The 19,311-nt window shown below is 45.8% G+C and carries 15 protein-coding genes; 7 read left to right on the forward strand and 8 right to left on the reverse strand.

Going from position 1 to position 19,311, the window contains the following annotated elements; translation table 11 throughout:
- Positions 1-42: 42 nt before the first annotated feature.
- The gene (locus tag AC5YB3_RS18400) at positions 43-285 is read right to left on the reverse strand and encodes a hypothetical protein (RefSeq protein ID WP_411356980.1); all 243 of its coding nucleotides are present in this window, start codon (positions 283-285) and stop codon (positions 43-45) included.
- Between the two features lie 211 nt (positions 286-496).
- Here AC5YB3_RS18400 and AC5YB3_RS18405 point away from each other — a divergent pair, with 211 nt between their 5' ends.
- From AC5YB3_RS18405 to rlmM, 4 genes are all read left to right on the forward strand, one after another.
- On the forward strand, positions 497-1,408 hold the full coding sequence (locus tag AC5YB3_RS18405; protein ID WP_006080889.1) for a transcriptional regulator GcvA: 912 nt from the start codon (positions 497-499) through the stop codon (positions 1,406-1,408).
- Positions 1,389-2,033, forward strand: coding sequence for an alpha/beta family hydrolase (locus tag AC5YB3_RS18410; protein ID WP_432286521.1), 645 nt, complete (start codon positions 1,389-1,391; stop codon positions 2,031-2,033). Before AC5YB3_RS18405 ends, AC5YB3_RS18410 begins: the two co-directional genes overlap by 20 nt.
- 58 nt (positions 2,034-2,091) lie before the next feature.
- Entirely contained in the window at positions 2,092-2,484 is a 393-nt protein-coding gene (locus AC5YB3_RS18415; RefSeq protein ID WP_006080891.1) for a DUF423 domain-containing protein, read from the forward strand.
- A gap of 178 nt (positions 2,485-2,662) precedes the next feature.
- Positions 2,663-3,748 carry a 23S rRNA (cytidine(2498)-2'-O)-methyltransferase RlmM gene (gene rlmM / locus AC5YB3_RS18420; RefSeq protein WP_012088667.1) on the forward strand — a complete coding sequence of 362 codons (1,086 nt, stop codon included), beginning with the start codon at positions 2,663-2,665 and terminating at the stop codon, positions 3,746-3,748.
- A 264-nt stretch (positions 3,749-4,012) separates the two neighbouring features.
- Here rlmM and AC5YB3_RS18425 read toward each other — a convergent pair whose 3' ends face one another.
- Positions 4,013-5,020 (reverse strand): isocitrate dehydrogenase, encoded by a 1,008-nt coding sequence (locus AC5YB3_RS18425; protein ID WP_006080893.1) that lies wholly within the window; start codon positions 5,018-5,020, stop codon positions 4,013-4,015.
- A 254-nt stretch (positions 5,021-5,274) separates the two neighbouring features.
- On the opposite strand from AC5YB3_RS18425, the gene AC5YB3_RS18430 reads away from it, so the two are divergent.
- Positions 5,275-8,109: a S9 family peptidase gene (locus AC5YB3_RS18430; RefSeq protein ID WP_494525894.1), complete on the forward strand. Its 2,835-nt coding sequence runs from the start codon at positions 5,275-5,277 to the stop codon at positions 8,107-8,109.
- A 131-nt stretch (positions 8,110-8,240) separates the two neighbouring features.
- Here AC5YB3_RS18430 and AC5YB3_RS18435 read toward each other — a convergent pair whose 3' ends face one another.
- The 5 genes from AC5YB3_RS18435 to AC5YB3_RS18455 form a co-directional block, all read right to left on the reverse strand.
- Positions 8,241-8,663, reverse strand: coding sequence for a DUF3192 domain-containing protein (locus AC5YB3_RS18435; protein ID WP_006080896.1), 423 nt, complete (start codon positions 8,661-8,663; stop codon positions 8,241-8,243).
- Between the two features lie 110 nt (positions 8,664-8,773).
- Positions 8,774-9,562 (reverse strand): flap endonuclease Xni, encoded by a 789-nt coding sequence (gene xni / locus AC5YB3_RS18440; RefSeq protein ID WP_071939126.1) that lies wholly within the window; start codon positions 9,560-9,562, stop codon positions 8,774-8,776.
- Positions 9,563-9,583: 21 nt separating this feature from the next.
- Entirely contained in the window at positions 9,584-10,939 is a 1,356-nt protein-coding gene (gene ppnN, locus AC5YB3_RS18445; protein ID WP_006080898.1) for a nucleotide 5'-monophosphate nucleosidase PpnN, read from the reverse strand.
- A gap of 56 nt (positions 10,940-10,995) precedes the next feature.
- Complete coding sequence (locus tag AC5YB3_RS18450) at positions 10,996-12,552, reverse strand: GGDEF domain-containing protein (protein ID WP_006085162.1); 1,557 nt, start codon at positions 12,550-12,552, stop codon at positions 10,996-10,998.
- Between the two features lie 151 nt (positions 12,553-12,703).
- Positions 12,704-14,866 carry a tetratricopeptide repeat protein gene (locus tag AC5YB3_RS18455; RefSeq protein ID WP_311990145.1) on the reverse strand — a complete coding sequence of 721 codons (2,163 nt, stop codon included), beginning with the start codon at positions 14,864-14,866 and terminating at the stop codon, positions 12,704-12,706.
- 134 nt (positions 14,867-15,000) lie between these two features.
- Between AC5YB3_RS18455 and AC5YB3_RS18460 the strand changes: the two genes are divergently transcribed.
- Positions 15,001-16,818 (forward strand): M61 family metallopeptidase, encoded by a 1,818-nt coding sequence (locus AC5YB3_RS18460; protein WP_494525895.1) that lies wholly within the window; start codon positions 15,001-15,003, stop codon positions 16,816-16,818.
- Positions 16,819-17,085: 267 nt separating this feature from the next.
- Here the strand turns inward: AC5YB3_RS18460 and rdgC are convergent, their stop codons facing one another.
- Positions 17,086-18,000, reverse strand: coding sequence for a recombination-associated protein RdgC (gene rdgC / locus AC5YB3_RS18465; RefSeq protein ID WP_494525896.1), 915 nt, complete (start codon positions 17,998-18,000; stop codon positions 17,086-17,088).
- A 291-nt stretch (positions 18,001-18,291) separates the two neighbouring features.
- Here rdgC and AC5YB3_RS18470 point away from each other — a divergent pair, with 291 nt between their 5' ends.
- Complete coding sequence (locus AC5YB3_RS18470; RefSeq protein ID WP_011846292.1) at positions 18,292-19,236, forward strand: porin; 945 nt, start codon at positions 18,292-18,294, stop codon at positions 19,234-19,236.
- Positions 19,237-19,311: the final 75 nt, after the last annotated feature.

A 19,311-nucleotide genomic window follows, 5' to 3' on the forward strand; every position in this document is an offset into this window, starting at 1 on the left:
TTTCTTTTGGTCTTCGTGGTGAAAACCTAAATTGGTGTTGTCTTATAAGCTGTTAGGCTTAACGATTTGCTGATTTGATGCGACATCATCTGCGGCAATCAACAGTGTGGCTTCTTGCAGCACTTCTTGGTGCATTTTATTCATTGCAGCAGTTAAGTCTGCAGTGATACTGGCTTGTAAGTCGCTAGTATCGATGACGATTTCGTCAACGAGTACATTAGCACTGGCATTTAAGCTGAGTGCTGAAATTATCGCTAACGCAAACGCTGATTTTAAATTAAACATAGTCGCCTCCGGGCTGACAAATTAACGCTGTCAGACATTCCCATCACCAACTTTGAGATTGTCCAACTAGGGTGTTTCATAGATATAAGTGTTTCGTGGATACCGCTGTTTCAATGGCGCAAAATTTAACCAAAATCACTGGCCTTTACAAACGATTAAATGTAACAATACGGATTAGAAAAACTAATTAAAAAACGAGACTGAGATCACTATGTCCAGACGATTACCACCGCTTAATGCGGTTAAAGCATTTGAGGCAGCTGCGCGGCATTTGAGCTTTACGCGCGCAGCAGAAGAATTGTTTGTTACGCAAGCTGCGGTGAGCCATCAAATAAAGGCATTAGAAGATTTCCTCGGATTAAAATTATTTCGCCGAAAGAACCGTTCTTTGCTTTTAACTGAAGAAGGGCAGAGCTACTTCCTCGACATCAAAGACATCTTTATTCAACTCGCCGATGCTACCGACCGATTACTCGCCCGCAGTGCGATTGGTTCTCTGACGGTCAGTATGTCGCCCAGTTTTGCAATTCAATGGTTAGTGCCGCGTTTGGCAAAGTTCAGTGAGAAAAATCCCGATATCGACGTGCGTATTAAAGCCGTCGATACCGAAGCGAGCTCATTAACCGATGATGTGGATGTCGCCATTTATTATGGTCTAGGCAATTGGCCTGGTCTGCGCGCCGATAAGCTCAGAAACGAAGTGCTCATTCCTGTGTGTTCGCCCATGTTGCTCAACGGTCCTAAGCCGTTGTCAAAACCGAGCGATTTAAAATATCACACGCTATTACATGATATGAATCGTCACGATTGGCAGGCGTGGTTTAGACAATGTGGGATTAACGATATTAATGTGAACCAAGGCCCCATCTTCAGTCATTCGTCCTTGGTATTGCAGGCGGCGGCCCACGGTCAAGGCGTGGCTTTAGGTTACAGCGTACTGGCGCGTCCCGATATAAAAGCGGGGCGTCTTGTGTGCCCATTTCAAGAAGTCTTGGTCAGTAAAGATGCTTACTACTTGGTTTGCCAGCAGAATCACGCAGAACTGGGTAAGGTCGTCGCGTTTCGCGAATGGATGTTAGACATGTTTGCTGAGGAGTCGCGCAGTGAGTTGTTGCCCGGATAAGCCCAGTTTTGTATTAGAGGGTGAGCCTGCGAGCACTGTGGTTTTATTGGCCCACGGCGCGGGCGCTAACATGGACTCTGAGTTTATGCAGGCCATGTCGGCGGGGCTTGTGGCTAAGGGCTACCAAGTGATGCGCTTTAATTTTCCCTATATGCAGGCCAATGCCGTCGATGGCAAACGGCGTCCACCGGACCGCACGCCTAAATTGCTCGCGTGTTTTACACAGATGCTCGATACCGCCTATTCACAACCTAAGGTCGAGCGTGTCGTACTGATGGGCAAATCCATGGGCGGACGTATGGCAGCGCTATTAGCTTGCGATCCTGCGTTAGCGGCGCGCATCGATAGAGTGATTTGTTTAGGTTACCCCTTTGTGCCACTTAAAGGCGGTGAGCCTAGATTGGAACCTTTGAATGAATGCCAAGTCCCAGTATTAGTCGTACAGGGCGAGCGGGATAAGTTTGGTGGCAAAGAGCAGATCCCAAGTTGGCCTTTGAAAGCTGAGATAGGATTGGCTTGGATAACCGACGGTGATCATAGTTTTGTCCCAAGAAAGTCGTCAGGCACCACTGAAGCGGCTAACCTTGCACGTGCCATTGATTTATCTAGCGATTTTATTGGTTAGCTTAATGTTGAGCGAATGAATGTTGAATGAGTTAAGCCCATTCCAGCAGGAGAGTTAAATGCGTAAAGGTCTATTGTTACTCGCCGCCGTGAGCGGATTTTTAGCCGTCGCCTTAGGGGCTTTTGGTGCCCATGGTTTAAAAGCAGTCGCACCACCGGATTTGATTGACGTGTTTAATCTTGGGGTGCAATACCATTTCTACCATACCTTCGCCTTAATCATGGTTGCCTTTTCGGGCCAATGGTTAACCTCACGTTTATTGGACTGGTCGGCCTATTTGTTTATTGCAGGCATAGTGTTGTTTTCTGGCTCGTTATACGGGCTGGCATTGTTCGGCACTAAGTGGCTTGGCCCTGTTACGCCGATGGGCGGTGGGTGTTTCTTACTTGGCTGGTTATTATTTGCCGCTGCGGTATGGCGCCATAAAGTGATTGACGGTCACGAGTCTTAATCTCGAACGTCAATGTGAGTTAACAGGCTTAGGGCGCACCTAAGCCTTTTTTATTTCTCCAATCGCAATTCAAAGTTCCGCAAGTAGGCAAATAGGGCATTTGTGGATTGAAATTGGTATACTGACGCCCAAATCGATAGTCAGCCAATGCTTTGGCTTGGATTTCTCAGGGATCCCCATGAAAAACCTATTTTTATTTTGCCGCGCAGGCTTTGAAAAAGAATGCGCTGCAGAAATCCAACAGCGAGCCGGTGAGCTCAATGTGGGTGGCTTTGTTAAGGCCAACAATAACGACGCCTATGTCGTGTACCAATGTTTTGAAGATGACGCCGCAGATACGTTAGTAAAACAACTGCCTTTAGATTCGCTCATTTTCGCTCGCCAGATGTTTGCTGCCAGCGACTTATTAGTCGACTTGCCTGAAAACGACAGAATTAGCCCAATCGTGGCGGCACTCAGTGACGTCAGCAAAGCGGGTGAAGTGCGGGTTGAAACGCCAGATACTAACGAAGCGAAAGAGCTATCGGCTTTTTGCCGTAAGTTCACTGTGCCTTTACGCCAGCATTTGAAAAAATCCGGCAGTTTACTCGCGCAGGAAAATCCAAAACGTCCGATTATCCACGTGTGTTTTATCGGACCCGGCCGTGCCTATGTGGGTTATTCCTACAGCAATAACAGCTCGCCACATTTTATGGGTATTCCACGTCTGAAAATGGCGGCGGATGCTCCGAGTCGTTCTAGCCTGAAACTCGATGAAGCCTTTGGTCAATTCGTGCCAAAAGAAGAGCAAGAAGAGCGTATTCGCAGTGGTATGAACTCAGTGGATTTGGGCGCTTGCCCAGGTGGCTGGACTTATCAACTGGTGCGTCGCGGCATGTTTGTGTCGGCTGTCGATAATGGTCCCATGGATGAGAAACTCATGGAAACGGGCCAAGTGAAACATTACCGTGAAGACGGTTTCCGTTTCGAACCACAGCGCAAAAATATCTATTGGCTAGTGTGCGACATGGTTGAAAAACCAGCGCGCGTAGCTGAACTGATTGAAGCTTGGGCGATTAACGGTTGGTTTAAGGAAGCGATTTTCAACCTTAAATTACCGATGAAGAGCCGCTATAAAGAAGTCACTGCCATTCTTGAGACCATGCAGACCATTCTTAAAGAGAATGGCGTGAGCGATTTTAAAGTGCAGTGTAAGCATCTTTATCACGATCGTGATGAAGTGACTGTGCATTTATGGCTGCGTCCTAATACCGCGTGGAATTAATTCCTGCGATAACTCTGCAGTGATATTGCCGTCGTTACTCGCGTACGTTACTTAGGTACGCTAATACGGTAATCGTCACACAGATGTAAAAGATACGCAGTTTTAAAGCCATGCAGGTTTAAAAGCCAGATAATAAAAAGCCCCAAAGGAAACTTCGGGGCTTTTTCGTGTTTACTCATTTGAGTTTCAAGCGCTTACTTCTAATGAAGCTTATGCTTGAACAAGCGCGTTATAGACTCGTCTTAAACGCGCTCAGCATTGCGATCACAGACGCTCAAGAACCGCTTGAGTGAAGTCAGTCGTGCCGTGAGTGCCGCCTAAATCGCGAGTGGTACGGTCGCCTTCTTCGATCACTGCAGATACCGCTTTACGGATTTGCTCAGCTTTGTCAGCCATGCCTAAATATTCCAGCATCTGAATAGACGCTAAAATCACTGAGGTTGGGTTTGCAAGGTTTTTACCCGCAATATCAGGTGCACTACCGTGAACGGCTTCGAAAATCGCAGCATCACGGCCAATGTTTGCGCCTGGTGCCATACCTAAACCACCGACTAAACCGGCACATAGATCCGATAAAATGTCACCGAACAGGTTGGTGGTTACGATCACATCGAAGTTTTCTGGGTTCATCACTAACTTCATGCACGTTGCATCGACGATCATTTCTTCTGTCTTGATGTCTGGGTAACGTAGGCTCACTTCACGGGCCACTTTCAGGAACAGGCCTGACGTTGACTTCATGATGTTGGCTTTGTGCACGATAGTGACTTTTTTACGGTTTTCTTTGCGAGCCAGTTCGTAGGCGAAAGTGGCGATTTGCTCGGCACCTTGGCGAGTCACGATACTGGTCGCTTCTGCCGTCAAACCATCTTCAGACACTTTTTGGCCATAGCCAGAATACATGCCTTCAGTGTTTTCACGTACTGTGATGATATCGATATTTTCGTAACGAGCTTGAGTGCCTTTGAACGAAATCACTGGGCGTACGTTAGCGTACAGGCCGAATTTTTTACGTAAGGTCACGTTGATAGAGGTAAAGCCTTCACCTACTGGCGTCGTCAGTGGGCCTTTCAGTGTGATACGGTTTTTTTCGATTAATTCTAAGGTGCGCGGTGGCAGTAACTCGCCTTGCTTTTCGAGTGCAGTCAGGCCGGCATCGGCAAATTCATATTCAAAATCACAGCCCGCTTTATCGAGAATTTTTAAGGCTGAATCAATAATACTTGGGCCAATTCCATCACCTGGAATTACGGTTATCGTTCTTTTTGACATGGAGAAGTCCTTCCACGGTTCGTCGTTACTGCAATTGTCTGCCCCAGCGTTAACTGGATAGCAGGACTATGAATTTGGTATTTTTTCTGCCTATTATTTTAACCATCTTTGGTCAAACTTCACAGGAAATAGTGAGCAATATCACGATTTTTTATGTGGTATAACTTGTAAAAATACTGGGTTCTCACCATGATGGAGAGCCAATGGTTAAAAAAGTCTACTTTAGTCTAACAAATATATAAAAGAGGAAGACATTGAAGTTAATCCCTATCACATCTCTGGTGCTGTTATCCCTTGGAATATTGCCAGCAGTGCAGGCTGATACCAGCACTAAACCGCTCACCCTCACAGACATCATGCACTTTGAATCCCTTGAAAAGCCGGTTATCGCAGATAAGGGCCAAGTCATCGCGGTCGAGTCTGCGCCCGATCGCGGGGATAGTCACGTCATTGTGAAAAATGTGCTGTCGCAGCAAAGTTATCAAATCGCGGGTGGGTCAGATCCTTTAGTGAGTCACGATGGCCGCTTTGTGGCTGTGGTGGTCAAACCGAGTTTGCTCACGCGTGAAACGAGTGATGCCAAGGCGAAGAAAAAACTCAAATCTGACATGGTATTACTCGATACCCAAATGGGCACGCAAACCCGCTTTGAACGCGTGAAGGAATTCGTGTTCAGTGATGACGGTAAGCATTTGGCAATGTGGTTTGAGGCCGATGAAGAGTCTAAAAAAGATGCTGAGCCTAAAGCCAGCGAAAAACTCGCTGAAGCAGGCACACAAACTCATGCTAAAGCCGATAAGCCAAAGGTTGATAAGTTTGACCAAGGCCGCCGTTTTAGTTTGATCAGTTTAGACGATCAAACTAAGCGCATCGATGTTGAGCAAGTGACAGGTTATGTGTTTGATAAGGCGAGCCGCCGACTTGCGTTAGCGGTGAATGATATCGCCAATAAACAGCATCAATTGCAATTAGTGGATTTACATACCCACCAAAAAACCGTCGTTTTTGATTCGCCTAGCCAACAGGTTGGTGCGTTAGCGCTGGCTAAAAATGGTCGTTGGCTGGCGTTTACGCAGGGCAAAGATAGCGAGTTGCCCTATGGTCGCAGCTATCAGTTATCGTTGGTCGATTTGCAATCGGGTAAAATCAGCAAAACTCCTGAGTCACCTGAGTGGAAACTTAATCGCTACACAAGTTTAAGCTTCTCATTGGATAGCGAACGGCTGTTCTTCGGCCGCGTGCCAGAGGTGAGCCAGCAGCTTAGTTTGCAGAAAATCACCGAAGAAAAAGACCTGTTCGATGCCGATATTGTTACCGGACAGCGCGGTCTTAAGGTGTGGCATGGTGACGACCCACGGATTAAACCCCACGAAATCAAGCAATATGAGGATGAGCAAAAACGCACTTACCTTGCGGTATTGCATTTAGGATCGAATAACGTGGTGCAGCTTGGCGATAAAACCGTGCCAGATGTGACCATTTCACAACATAAGCGCTTTATGTTGGCGAGTTCAGATTTGCCCTATCGCAAGATGGCGACGTGGGCTGGCTTCTATCAAGACTATTATCTGGTCGACATTAACACTGGCAGTAAGGTGCCTTTTTTGACTCAGCAGCCGAGCGATGCCGAGCCAAGTTTGTCGGGTAACGGCAAGTATGTGGCTTATTATCAGCAAGGTAATGTGTATCTTTATGATATTGCTGAGGCCCATCGCACTAACCTAACAAGATCATTAAAGGTCAGCTTTGCCGATGAAGACCATGACTATCCATCGAGCGCGCCGGGATACGGTTTTGGCCCTTGGCTGAAAGATGACGCTGGGTTCTTGGTTTACGATAAATACGATGTCTGGCAGTTTAATACTGAATCTAAGGCAGGTTTTGCTTTAACCGCAGGTAAAGGGCGCACCCAGAAAATTCAATATCGTCTTGAGGGCTTAGTCGATAATCCCGATGAGCCGACTGAGCTTGCCTATAACGCTACTGTGTTACTCCACGGTTATAGCGATAAAACTAAGGCCGATGGCTTCTACCAAGCGACACTCGGCGCAGCGGGCGTGAAAACGCTGATGCAAGGCGAGTATAAGTTGACTGTGTTAGGACGCAGTAAAGACGCAGACACTATCGTGTTTTCTAAGGAGCGTTTCGACTTATTCCCCGACTTGTATACCGCTAACTATAGCGCCCCGCAAAATGCGCTTAAGCAAACGGATTTAGATAAGCAACGCCAAGCGTTTAACTGGAGCAAAGCCGAGTTAGTTCACTGGACGAATGGCGATGGTAAGCCGTTAGATGGCGTGCTGATCAAGCCGACCAATTATCAAGCGGGTCAGCGTGTTCCTGTGTTGGTTTACTACTATCGCTTTATGACGGATAGACTGCACGCCTTCCCGCAGATGAACATTAACCACAGGCCTAATTTTGCTTGGTATATCAATAATGGCTATGCGGTATTCCTACCGGATATTCGTTTTGAAATTGGTTACCCCGGCGCGAGTTCGGTGCAAGCGCTCACCTCAGGCGTGCAAAAGCTGATTGAGATGGGCATTGCCGATCCCGATGCTATTGGTCTGCAAGGTCATTCTTGGAGTGGTTATCAAACGGCGTTTGCCATCACTCAAACTAAGATGTTTAAGGCAGCGGTAGCGGGTGCGCCGGTATCGAACATGACCAGCGCCTACAGTGGCATTCGCCATGGTACGGGTATTGCGCGTCAGTTCCAGTATGAAACTGGACAGAGCCGTATTGGCGCGAGTTTGTTTGCCGCGCCACAAAAATACATTGAAAACTCACCAGTATTTTACGCTGACCGTATTCAAACGCCTTTGATGATCATGTTTGGTGATAAGGACGATGCGGTGCCTTGGGAACAAGGTGTTGAAATGTACTTGGCCATGCGCCGTGCTGGTAAAGATGTGGTGTTCTTACAATATGAGGATGAGCCGCATCACTTGAAAAAGTACCCGAATAAGCTCGATTACAGCATTCGCATGATGCAGTATTTCGATCATTATCTGAAGGGTAAACCCGCGCCAGAATGGCTCAGCAAAGGCGAAGCCTATGTCGAGTACAAGGCTGATGATGAATAAGTGACTGGTTTAGCTTATTGCTATCGCACTGAGTGACCTAGGTATTCTGTCACTAAGACGTTTAGTTGGTTAATTATGAAAACAAAAACGCCACCGATTAGGTGGCGTTTTTATTTAGATGTCAGTCGTATTTATTTACTGCTCAATGTCTCGTGGGCGGAAGTGAGCACAGTGTCTGTGCCCGCATCGAGGTATTGCTTATAGGTATCTTGGCCCCAAGCAATCAACTTATCATTTTCAAAAATAAGCGGGGTACATTCTTCTTTGGTCGTCACACCGTCTGATTTCTCATGGTGAGTGCGATAAAAGAGCACCTGTAACTTGGCTTCCTTGACGGCTTTTGCCTCTGAAAAGTCGGCCTTACCGAGCAATTCTTTTACTGAACCGATATTTTGCCCTAAGGTTAAATCGTTCATCTTCTGGCTGTTATAGGCCTGTCGGTCCTCCCAATTCATGTCTTCTGGCGTTGGTTCATAAACCAGTACAACCACAGCGACAAAGGCGACGTAGGCGGCAAAAATACTACCAATAATTACTGAAACTTTTGATTTCATTTATAGTTATTCCTTTACCTCATTAAATGAGTCACTTAAGCACGTCCATAAAATACGCTTTTGTTGCGCTAAGGTAAATGCGTTAATTGCAACTTTTTATTAACAGAAGTTTAGTCTTGATTGATGGTTTTTTCAGGTGGGGAGTCAATCACGCGAAAGTCTTTCAAGTTGATATTGAGTGGCAGGTCCGTTTGTAACTGCGCCAGCTTATAGCTCAGCCTTGCCATCTCTTTGCCTTCGGCGAGCTTCTTCGCTTGCTTAGCGCCTAGGTTAGATAAGGAGGAGAACAAGGTCGGTAAGCTTCTAAAGGTTTTCAATAACTCGGCGGCCGACTTAGGGCCTATGCCCGCAATACCAGGAATTTTATTACCGCTGTCGCCCGCTAATGCCATCAGGTCGAGAAATTGGCTGCGCTCAACACCAAGTTTTTGTTCCAACGCCGCAATATCGAGGTACTGCTGATTAAAGTGATCCCATTGACTGATTTGGCGATGATTAAGCTGACTAAAACCTTTGTCGGTGGACACAATTATGGCTTCACCTTGCGCTTTGGCGGTTTTTATCGCCAGTGTCGCAATCACATCATCGGCCTCCGCGGCGGCATAAATAGAGCCAATGTGCATTGCGGTTAAATGGTCTTGCAGCGCAACTAAACCCTGCGCCAGTGGTTCTGGCATAGGTTTACGACCTTTTTTGTAATCGGGATAAAGCTGTTTACGCCATGAGATCTCATCACCGTCCCACACGATAGCCACATGGGTAGGGCGATGCACCCGCAGCAGTTTAGTGCACGCCGAACTGACGCGCTCTGTGAGGCTTTGCATATCTGTTTCATCGGGGATCGCCGCGTAGATGCGGCGAACCAAGTTGAGACCATCGATGATTAAAAACTTGTTCATGGGGTGTCGTTGTTTCGCTCTCTATTTCACTATTTGGTAGCAAGGAATATAAGCGCTTCCGGGAAGCTTCATTCTCTGTTGTTGCACAAATGCACTCAAGAGCTTATCCATCATGTCCATGAGTTTAGGATCGCCTTTCAATTGGAAGGGACCATCGCGCTCTATGTGCTTGATTGTTTCCGACTTGACGTTACCCGCCACTATACCCGAAAACGCTTTGCGCAGGTTGGCGGCAAGCTCGGCTTTATTGGTTTGGAAGTGCAAATCCAAGTTTGCCATCACCTCGTGGCTCGGGACAAAAGGTAACTGGAATTCAGATTCAATCTTCAGTGCCCACTGATATTGGTAAGCATCACCCGTTGAGCGGCGATAGGCTTTCACTTGCTCCATGCTTTTCTTCATGATACGCGCCACTTCAGTGGGATTATCTATGATGATTTGATACTTCTTCTGAGCTTCTGGGCCCAAGGTTGAGGCAATAAACTCATCAATCTTAATGAAGTAATCGGCGCTTTCCGTGGGGCCTGTGAGGATCAGCGGGAAAGGTGTTTCTTGGTTTTCTTCGTTGAGTAAGATACCCAAGATATAGAGCAACTCTTCCGCCGTGCCAGCACCACCAGGGAAGATAATAATGCCGTGACCTAAACGCACGAAGGCTTCGAGGCGTTTTTCAATATCGGGTAAGATCACCAGTTCATTGACGATTTGATTCGGTGGCTCGGCGGCAATAATACTCGGCTCAGTCAAACCAATATAACGGGCATTTTTAATCCTTTGTTTGGCATGACCTATGGCCGCACCTTTCATCGGGCCTTCCATCGCGCCAGGACCACAGCCAGTACAAATGTCCAATTCCCTCAGGCCAAGTTGATAGCCTACCTCGCGGGTATACTGGTATTCGATAGCATTAATACTGTGCCCGCCCCAACAGACCACGACGTTCGGGTCTTTCATGGGGGCAATCGCCCGCGCGTTACGCAAAATATCAAACACCACATTGGTGATATGGTGGGCGTTGGTCAGATTAATGTGTTTGAGCGAGTCGTATCTGTCGCTGATGTAAAGGATGTCGCGTAAGACTGAGAACAAATGTTCTTGAATGCCGGTGATTATTTGGCCATCGACAAAGGCTTGTTCAGGGGGATTGACCAGTTCTAATTTAACACCGCGTTCCCGTTGTAGGACGTGGATGTCGAAATCATGGTATTGCTCGAATAGGGCTTTAGAGTTGTCGGTTTTTAAACCCGCGGCAAGTACTGCTAAGGAGCAGTTGCGGTACAGTTGATATAGCGTGCTTTTGGCACTTTTTTTGAGACGATCAACTTCAAGTTGCGAAAGCTGATCCATGCTGCCTTTAGGGCTGACTTTTACTATCATTTATCACTCCTTCGTCATGACAGGAGTGATTAGAGGAGGCGTATAGTGGGGCTCAATTATACGTCAATCACAACCCTGTCTCTGCTTTCGTGTTTCGCTTTGTAGAGTGCTGCATCGGCGCGTTCGAAGGTCTCATGTATGAGCTCACTTCCCATAACTTGCGCAGCCCCTATAGATACTGTAACTGTAATTCTCTGATTTTTAAATTTAAATGGAATATTTTTTACTTTCTCGCGCACTCTGTTTAAAAGTTGAGCGATATCGGCAGGTGCTACATCGGGTAATAGCAGGACAAATTCTTCGCCACCATAACGGGCAACAAATTCGGTATCGCGTAGCGAGTTTTTCAAGGCCATCGCAATCACCTGCAGGGTTTTGTCGCCCGTGCTGTGACCAAAGCTGTCGTTGATAGTTTTGAAGTGGTCGATATCGGCAACCGCCACCCACAGGGGAGATTTATGCCGTTGATAGTTACGGTATTCAAGATCCATGCGCTCTTCTAATGCGGCACGGTTAGGTAACTGAGTTAAGCTGTCGAGCAAGTTAAGTTTTTGCTGTTCGAACAAACGCTCTTTGTAGGTGTTCGCCTCGTTACTTAATTCATTAAGCTCTTTGCGCATCGTCTCCATCGACTTACGCAGCAAGGCTTGTTCTCTTTGCTCTAAGGCTTCTTTACGGGCCAATGCCGAACGAATGGAGTTAAGTTGCTCAGTCAATTGGGCTTTAAGATCGACGACATCTTCCACATCGATAATGATTTCACCGGCGTTATCGACGCGGGTGTTGATCTCACGATTCAACTGGGTCTTGAGTTGGAAGCTGCGTTGATTGTGGTTGTAAGATTCACTGACCACTTCACGCACTGCGGCTAAGGCATCGTTTAGAGCAAACAAAAACTCTTGCGATGCCGATTTCTCGCGGGCGATGTTATCAAGCAATAACGCTAAAATGGTTTGGTAGGCTTCGAGCAAGCTGTCTACTTCAATCTCAGAAGAGAGCACTTCTTTGATCACTAAGACTTGGTCACGCTGATCTTTACGAAACTCGATTTCCGAAATCATCTGCGCCAGCTCATGGGCTAGCTGCCTGTGTTTTGGCAAGACATCGAGTTTTTCAGATTCGTTAAATTGTAGCTGTAATATGGTTTCGTAGAAGCCGATGATTTGCTTAACTTTAGGAATATATTCCCAAACTGTGTGGAAAGGTTTAGCCAGATCTTGTTTGAAGTAATTGACTTCTTTTTTGAGTTTTTCAGGTGCAGAGTTAACGCGTTGGATCTGACGGATCACCTGTGACAAACCCGCACGACTCTCTTCGAGTTGTACCATCACATGGTGATATTGGCCTTTTAACAGGCGCTCGACATCGACTAATTCTGGCAACGCCTCATCGACTCGCTCAAACGTATTTAAGTTATGGCGAAGTTTGGCGAGTTTATTATCTAGCTCAAGATTTTGCCCTTTACAGGCGAGGCTTAAGTGACCAATAAATTGCAGTAATGTCTGTAACTTTGCGTTTCTGTCTTCATTGACTTCATCGAGGGCTAGTTTGGCCGAATGAAGTTTCTGTTGCAGCAAGGCAAGTTGTGAAACGGTAGCGCTCGAATCCTTCATTCTGAGTGTTGTCCTAACTCTGCAAGGCTAAAAAACATGACGATCCAATGTCCAGATTAGCTGTTAACTCATATGATACTAATGTTATAACACTGGGCGTAGAGTGCAAATGCGATTTACCTATGACTCTGTGATTAATTGCTGATATTGATCAAATATTTTCCAGTAATTGCCTATCTTGGTTATTTTCCCAGCAAGGCCAGCGAACATCCTCTTTATTTCCATTGGTATCTAATCTGATTAACCCGCGCTCAATGCCTTTTTCAAGGTGTAAAAATAACGGATTGGCAAATAAGCTTAGAGGGACAAAATCGAGTGCTCTGAGGGCGACAAAATAATCGTTATTGCCCTCTAAACTGCGGGCACAGGCGAGCGCCATCTGCACGGTTTCGAACTTTAATTTCGCGGCCATTTTGATTTCTGATTTCGCTAACAGTGGCAAGTTGGCAAAACCAAGACGGAAATAATGGACGATGTGCTGTTGGTCGAGTTTTTGGCGTATCTGACTGAGCACGTGCGTTGGCTCAACGGCCTGGGTGAAACGCACTGCAAATACCCCTTGGCGTATCACATACACAGGTGCTGCGAGCGCATCGGTTAGATGAGTGGCCAGTTGCGCCGTTACTGCATCACTAAAATATTGGCCATAGTCGAGATCGGTCGTGAGCTGGGCGGGGAAGGCGATAATCCCTAGGGCAGTCGTCGCCGCTTGAGTTTGATTATAGCTTAAGTGCGCTAATAGCGCCGCATAGCCTAAGTTATGGGTGAAGGGCTCCTGTAGGCTCAGTTGGGTTAATGCGGCGTTTATTGCCGAGATTTTGCGGCGATGATGCAACATATACGCAATCACCAGAAGTAAGAGTCCGGCAATCAGGCAGCAGATGAGCAGTAGCGTGTGGGTGCTGTTGCTTTCCTTCACTGTCTCGGCAAGTTTTCCCTGAACCATGTTGAGCTCAAGTTTGAGCTGTTGCTCCGCAAGGGCTGAGGTCGACACTGGTGAGTCTTTCTCTTTCTCTGCAAGGGTGTTACCTAGCTCTATGATACGGGTTTGGGCATCGATGGTTTTGGTTAATTCCCCTAATTTTTGCGACGCCGAGGCAATCAGTGTGAGGGCAGCTTTTTGTTCATTGACGAGTTTTAAGTCGATAGCCAATGCCAATGCGATGTCGGCATGGGTCATCATTAGCGGCCAATCTTGGTTGGTTTGTGCGATTTCGCCAATTAAGAGTTCGTTATAAACCTGATAGTGATGGCTTTGTTTTTCTTTGAATATTTGATTGGCCATCAGTAAATATTTTAGGGCGTTAACATTGTCATTAATATTTGAGTAGGCTTGCCCAAGATTGTGGAAATTAAGGCCTTGGGCAATATAGTTACCGCGTTTGGCATCTAATTGCTGGGCATTAAGGTAGTAATCAATCGCTTTATTCCAATCCCCTTGTTCGCCATACACCATAGCGATTACTGTCATACAGCTTGAAAGATAGGTGTCATTGCCCATTTTTTTAAAACCGGCAGCGGCTTCGTGGGCATTTTTAAGGGCTTCATCCCACTGCTTTAAATCGCGATATACCTTAGAAAGTTGTAATTGCAGATTGGTTTTCATCGCCGGGTAATTAGAACGATTGGAGATCCGAATCGCTTCACTGTAATGCTGCAATGATTTGGTGAGCTGCTGATTAAAATTGTAATAGAACCCCAGTCTTGCTTCAGCCGCCGCGATTAAGTAATCGTTTCTGAGCTTATAAGCAATGTCGCGGTATGTATGGAAGTGCATCAACGCCGGTACTTCTTGGCGGATCAATAAATGTAAGCCGCCTAAGTGCTCATGAATATTGTGCTTAAGAATCAATGCTTCGATGTCATAACTGTCGTTAATGCGGGTGAGCGCTTCATTATATAGGCCAATCGCTTCTTGATATTTCTGTTCGGTACGGCCAAGGTAACGACCATTCAACATGGCGACCATAGCAAGTTCGTAGGGCGATTGCGCCGCAGTAGATAAGAGTTCAATCAAGCTTTTTGCGTCTTGAAAACCGACCTTAGTTTTCACGTTCGGCTCCATATTCAGCCGAGTCAGCAGATACAAAATCTGTTCAAATTCGATTGGGCTGTAGCCTTGTTCTTGGGCTGCACGCTCAAATTGGTCACGGTTTTGGAACGCAAGGGGGAAGGAAATGGATTTGTTGAGCACATCATACATTTGCTGTGGCGATTCTCTTAACTCCACCTCATCAGCTTCGAGATCTCGGCTTTGAACGCTAAAAGGTAGTGACAGCAACAAAGTAAATAAAATAACCGTGAGTTTTTGCATTTGAACTGTGATTCCTCATTCCTTAAGTCAAGGAACTTATTTTGTTAGCTTTTGTTAGCGCCTAATGAGGATGCTACATCGACTTGTTATACTTGGAAAAATCATAAGAAGCATAATAACAGAAGGAAGCAAGAGTGAAACCCAACAGATTATCAATCTTGATATTAAGTGCATTATTTTCTGGCCAAGTATTGGCCGAGGTGAAATATCAAATCGACCTCGTTAAACCCGAGCATCATATCGCTCAAGTGAATGTGACTTTTCCTGAAGTGAAGACCAGCGATTTTACGGTCAATCTGCCAGTGTGGCGTACGGGTAAATATCAAGTATTGCCTTTGGCTGACGGTGTGCGTTTATTTAGCGCTAAAGACAATCAAGGTCATGAACTCCCATGGAAACGTACGGCGAGCGGTGAATGGCAAGTCGCGCTCACGCAGCCAACCAGCGTGACGGTTAGTTATCAGTTGTATGCTAATGAATTAGGCCAAAGGGTTCGCCATATTGATGCGAGCCACGCGTATTTAGATGCCAGCGGCGTGTTTATGTATAGCCCGCAATTTCGCTCTGAGCCTGTATCGGTTCAATTGAACGTTCCTGAAACGTGGCAAAGTTACTCCGGTATGGCTTCTGGCACGCCAGCGCATTCTTTTATCGCACAAAATTACGATGTGTTAATTGATTCCCCTATCGAAACCGGTGTGAGTACTCATAAGCAATTTAGTGCTAATGGCAAAAACTATGAGTTAGTATTTTGGGGTGAAGGTAACTATGACGCCGATAAAGTCGTTAAGGATTTAACGGCATTAAGTGGTCAAGCAAAGGCGATTTGGGATGATTATCCTTTTGATCGTTATGTGTATATGGTGCATGCCACCAGCGGCGCCAGTGGCGCGACAGAACATTTAAATTCTACGGTTATCCAACTGCCGCGTTTTAGTTTCCGTGAGCGCAAGGATTACCTACGCTTTATTAGCACAGCATCCCATGAGTTTATCCATACCTGGAACGTAAAGGCCTATCGTCCTGCGGGACTTGTGCCCTATGATTATCAGCATGAAAACATGACGGAATTACTGTGGATGGCCGAAGGCTCTACCAGTTATTTCCAAGGTCAGTTACTGCTGCGTGCTGGGGTGATGACGCCTAAAGAGTTCCTCGAAGACTTAGCTAAACGCGTTGAGAAAAACCAACTCAACCCTGGGCGTGAAACTCAATCTGTTGCCGAGGCGAGTGCAGGAGAGTGGAGCAGCACGGGCGGTGATTATGCGATTAATCACAGTGTGAATATCTACTCTGAGGGTTACTTAACCTCCTTAGCGCTAGATTTCTCGCTGCTCCAAGATACTAAGCTAAAGCATTCATACCGCGATGTGCATCGCCGTTTATATCAAGATCACCGTGTGCCAAAGGGCTATGGGGTTAGTGATGTGCAGCATATCCTTAAGGATTTATCCGGCAAAGATTATGCGCCTTGGTGGCAGGCAAACGTGAATAACCCGATGAGCTTAGATTTCCCTGAGTTGTTATCGCAGGCTGGGTTAGCAATGTCCTATGGCAAAGATTCAAAAGTCGAGGCATTTGCCGGCATGACGTTAAGCAGCGCCCATGGCTCTTTAGTGTTAGACCAAGTGCTGCGTAATGGCCCTGCGTGGCAAGCGGGTATCGTCGCGGGGGATGAAGTATTAGCGATTAATGGTCTTAAGGTGACGGCAGCGGGTTTTGATAAGCGCATTAATGACTTTAAGACTGGCGATAGCATTGAAGTGACACTATTCAGCAATGATAAAATCAAGCAAGTTAAGCTCACCCTTGGTGAACAGCAAAGCGGTAAGTTAGTGCTTAAGGGCGATGCGAAAGCGACTAAACAGCAAAAAGCCTTCTTCAAGGCTTGGTTAGGCATTGATTGGCCGTTCGATAATAAAGGCGAGCTAGTGTCTAAAGCCAATGACTAAATCTAGTGATTAAAGTGAGTGACTAAAGGTAGTGTCTAATGTTAGTCCTAAAGCTAGTGCCCAAAATTAGTGACTAATGCTAATGACTAAATCAAATGGCATTCAGCTTGCGATTAGGCCGAATGCCTTAAATTTAGGCGTTTGATTGATACAAAAAAGGCGCACTCTCATTTAGAAGGTGCGCCTTTTGTTATTCTGTATTTTAACTCATTCATACAAGAAGAATGCGAGTGAGTCGCAGATTTAGTTTACCTAACTTGCTTAGGCTTAAACTTGTGCTTCTTCGAGTCCACCTAGTGCTGCCACGAGTGCATGCATCAAGGCGACTAACTCGCTGCCCATTAAGGCGAAGTCTGCATCTAAACGTGCCATAGGGTCATCAGTGCCGACTTCATCGTTACCCGCTCTAAATTCTTCAGAGAATTTAAGACGTTTTACGCTGGCATCCGATTGCAATAATAGTGCAATCGATTGGCCGAAATGCAGTGCTAACTTGTGGACTTGCTTGCCTGTTGCGAGGTGAGCTAAGACTTCGTCTTCTTTTAAATCCTGTTGCTTGAAACGTACAATGCCGCCTTCATCTGCTTCGGATTTAAGTTCAGCTTCATCTTGCATTTCAAAAGGTAATGGCGCACTGCCAAGTTTTAACCATTCGGTTAAATTGGATTCGACTGGCGCTTTAAAGCTCAATGGGATCACCGGCAAACTACCGAGCGCTTTACGTAATAAAGCTAACAGCTCTTCGGCTTTAGTGGCACTTGAACTGTCGACAAGGATCATTTCCAGCTCTGGCAAAATCAAAGCATGGGTTTGGCTGCGGCGTGAAAAAGCGCGTGGCAGTAGGCTAGTAATGATTTCATCTTTTAGCGCATCTTTTTCTTTTTTCGCCATCTTACGATTTTCTTCATCTTCAATGAGGGCGACTTTTTCTTCTAAGGCTTCTTTGATGACTTGACCTGGGAGAATTTTCTCTTCTTTAGTTACACAGATCAGATGGCGATTGTCGGCACTGTGTACCAAGGAGCAGCCTTTCTTGCCTAAAGCATTAGAGAAACCAAATTTACTGACATCTTGGCTTGAGCACGGAGAGAAAGTGAAATCGGCCAACGCAGTTTCTAGCGCTTCGGTTTCGACGGCAAAAGGTTTATTGAAACGATAAAGAGTAAGATTTTTAAACCACATAAGAGGCGCTCATTGAAAATTAAAGTGGCAGTTTACGGCATAGTTTGGGCGGGGTAAACCTGTGTTCGATAGCTAATTTCTAGCGGCGGATCAGAATTCATTAAACTGTAACATAAGAATTGGCTCAGCTGCAGGCCGTATTTTTACTGGGTTTATTGCCAAGCTTAGCGTCAGTTTTTTTACCTCGCGCACTAAACAGTCACAATTGAAATAAAACTGAAACACATTCATTGCACACTTTCGGTCGTTCCAAACCAATAACCAAGACGAACATAACGTCGAAAGGATTAAATGATGAACGTTTTTTGTAAAACTCTACTTGCTTCTGCGCTAGCTTCTGCAACTCTGGCTTCAGCTTATGCCGCTGAGCCACTGACTGTTTATGGTAAGTTGAATGTCACTGCTCAATCAAATGATGAGAAAGGTGATGCTACAACAACTATTCAAAGTAATGCTTCTCGTTTTGGTGTGAAGGGTAATTTCGAACTGTCTAGCTCGCTGGAAGCGTTCTACACAGTTGAATACGAAGTTGATACAGGTGCTGCGACTAGCGACAACTTTAAAGCACGTAACCAATTTGTTGGCCTAAAAGGCGCATTCGGTTCGTTCTCAGTTGGTCGTAACGACACGCTGTTAAAAATCTCTCAAGGTAACGTTGATCAATTTAACGATTTATCTGGCGACTTAAAAAGCCTGTTCAAAGGCGACAACCGTTTAGGTCAAACTGCGACTTACTTATCTCCATCAATCAGCGGTTTCGTATTCGGTGCGACTTATGCTGCTGAAGGTGATGCTGACCAACAAGGTCAAGACGGTTTCAGCTTAGCCGCTATGTACGGTGACGCTAAACTGAAAAAATCACCTATCTATGCTGCTATTGCTTATGACTCAGATGTGAAAGGTTATGAAATCCTACGTGCATCGGTTCAAGGTAAAATCGCTGATTTAACCTTAGGTGGTATGTACCAACAACAGGAAGAGACTTATAAAAATGCTCTACCTGTAACGACTGATAGTGTTAACGGTTACCTGTTCAGCGCTGCCTATGATATCGATGCTGTTACTTTAAAAGCACAATATCAAGACATGGAAGACAAAGGTGATTCATGGTCAGTAGGTGCTGATTATGCACTGGCTAAACCCACTAAAGTCTTCGCTTTCTACACCAATCGTTCGTTAGAAGCGTCTACTGATGATGACAAATATATCGGTGTTGGCTTAGAACACAAATTCTAAATCCAGTATTAAGATTCAATTAAGGAGGCATATTGCCTCCTTTTTTATTGCTATAAACAAACAGTTATATAAACT

The organism is Shewanella sp. 1311, from assembly GCF_059338235.1.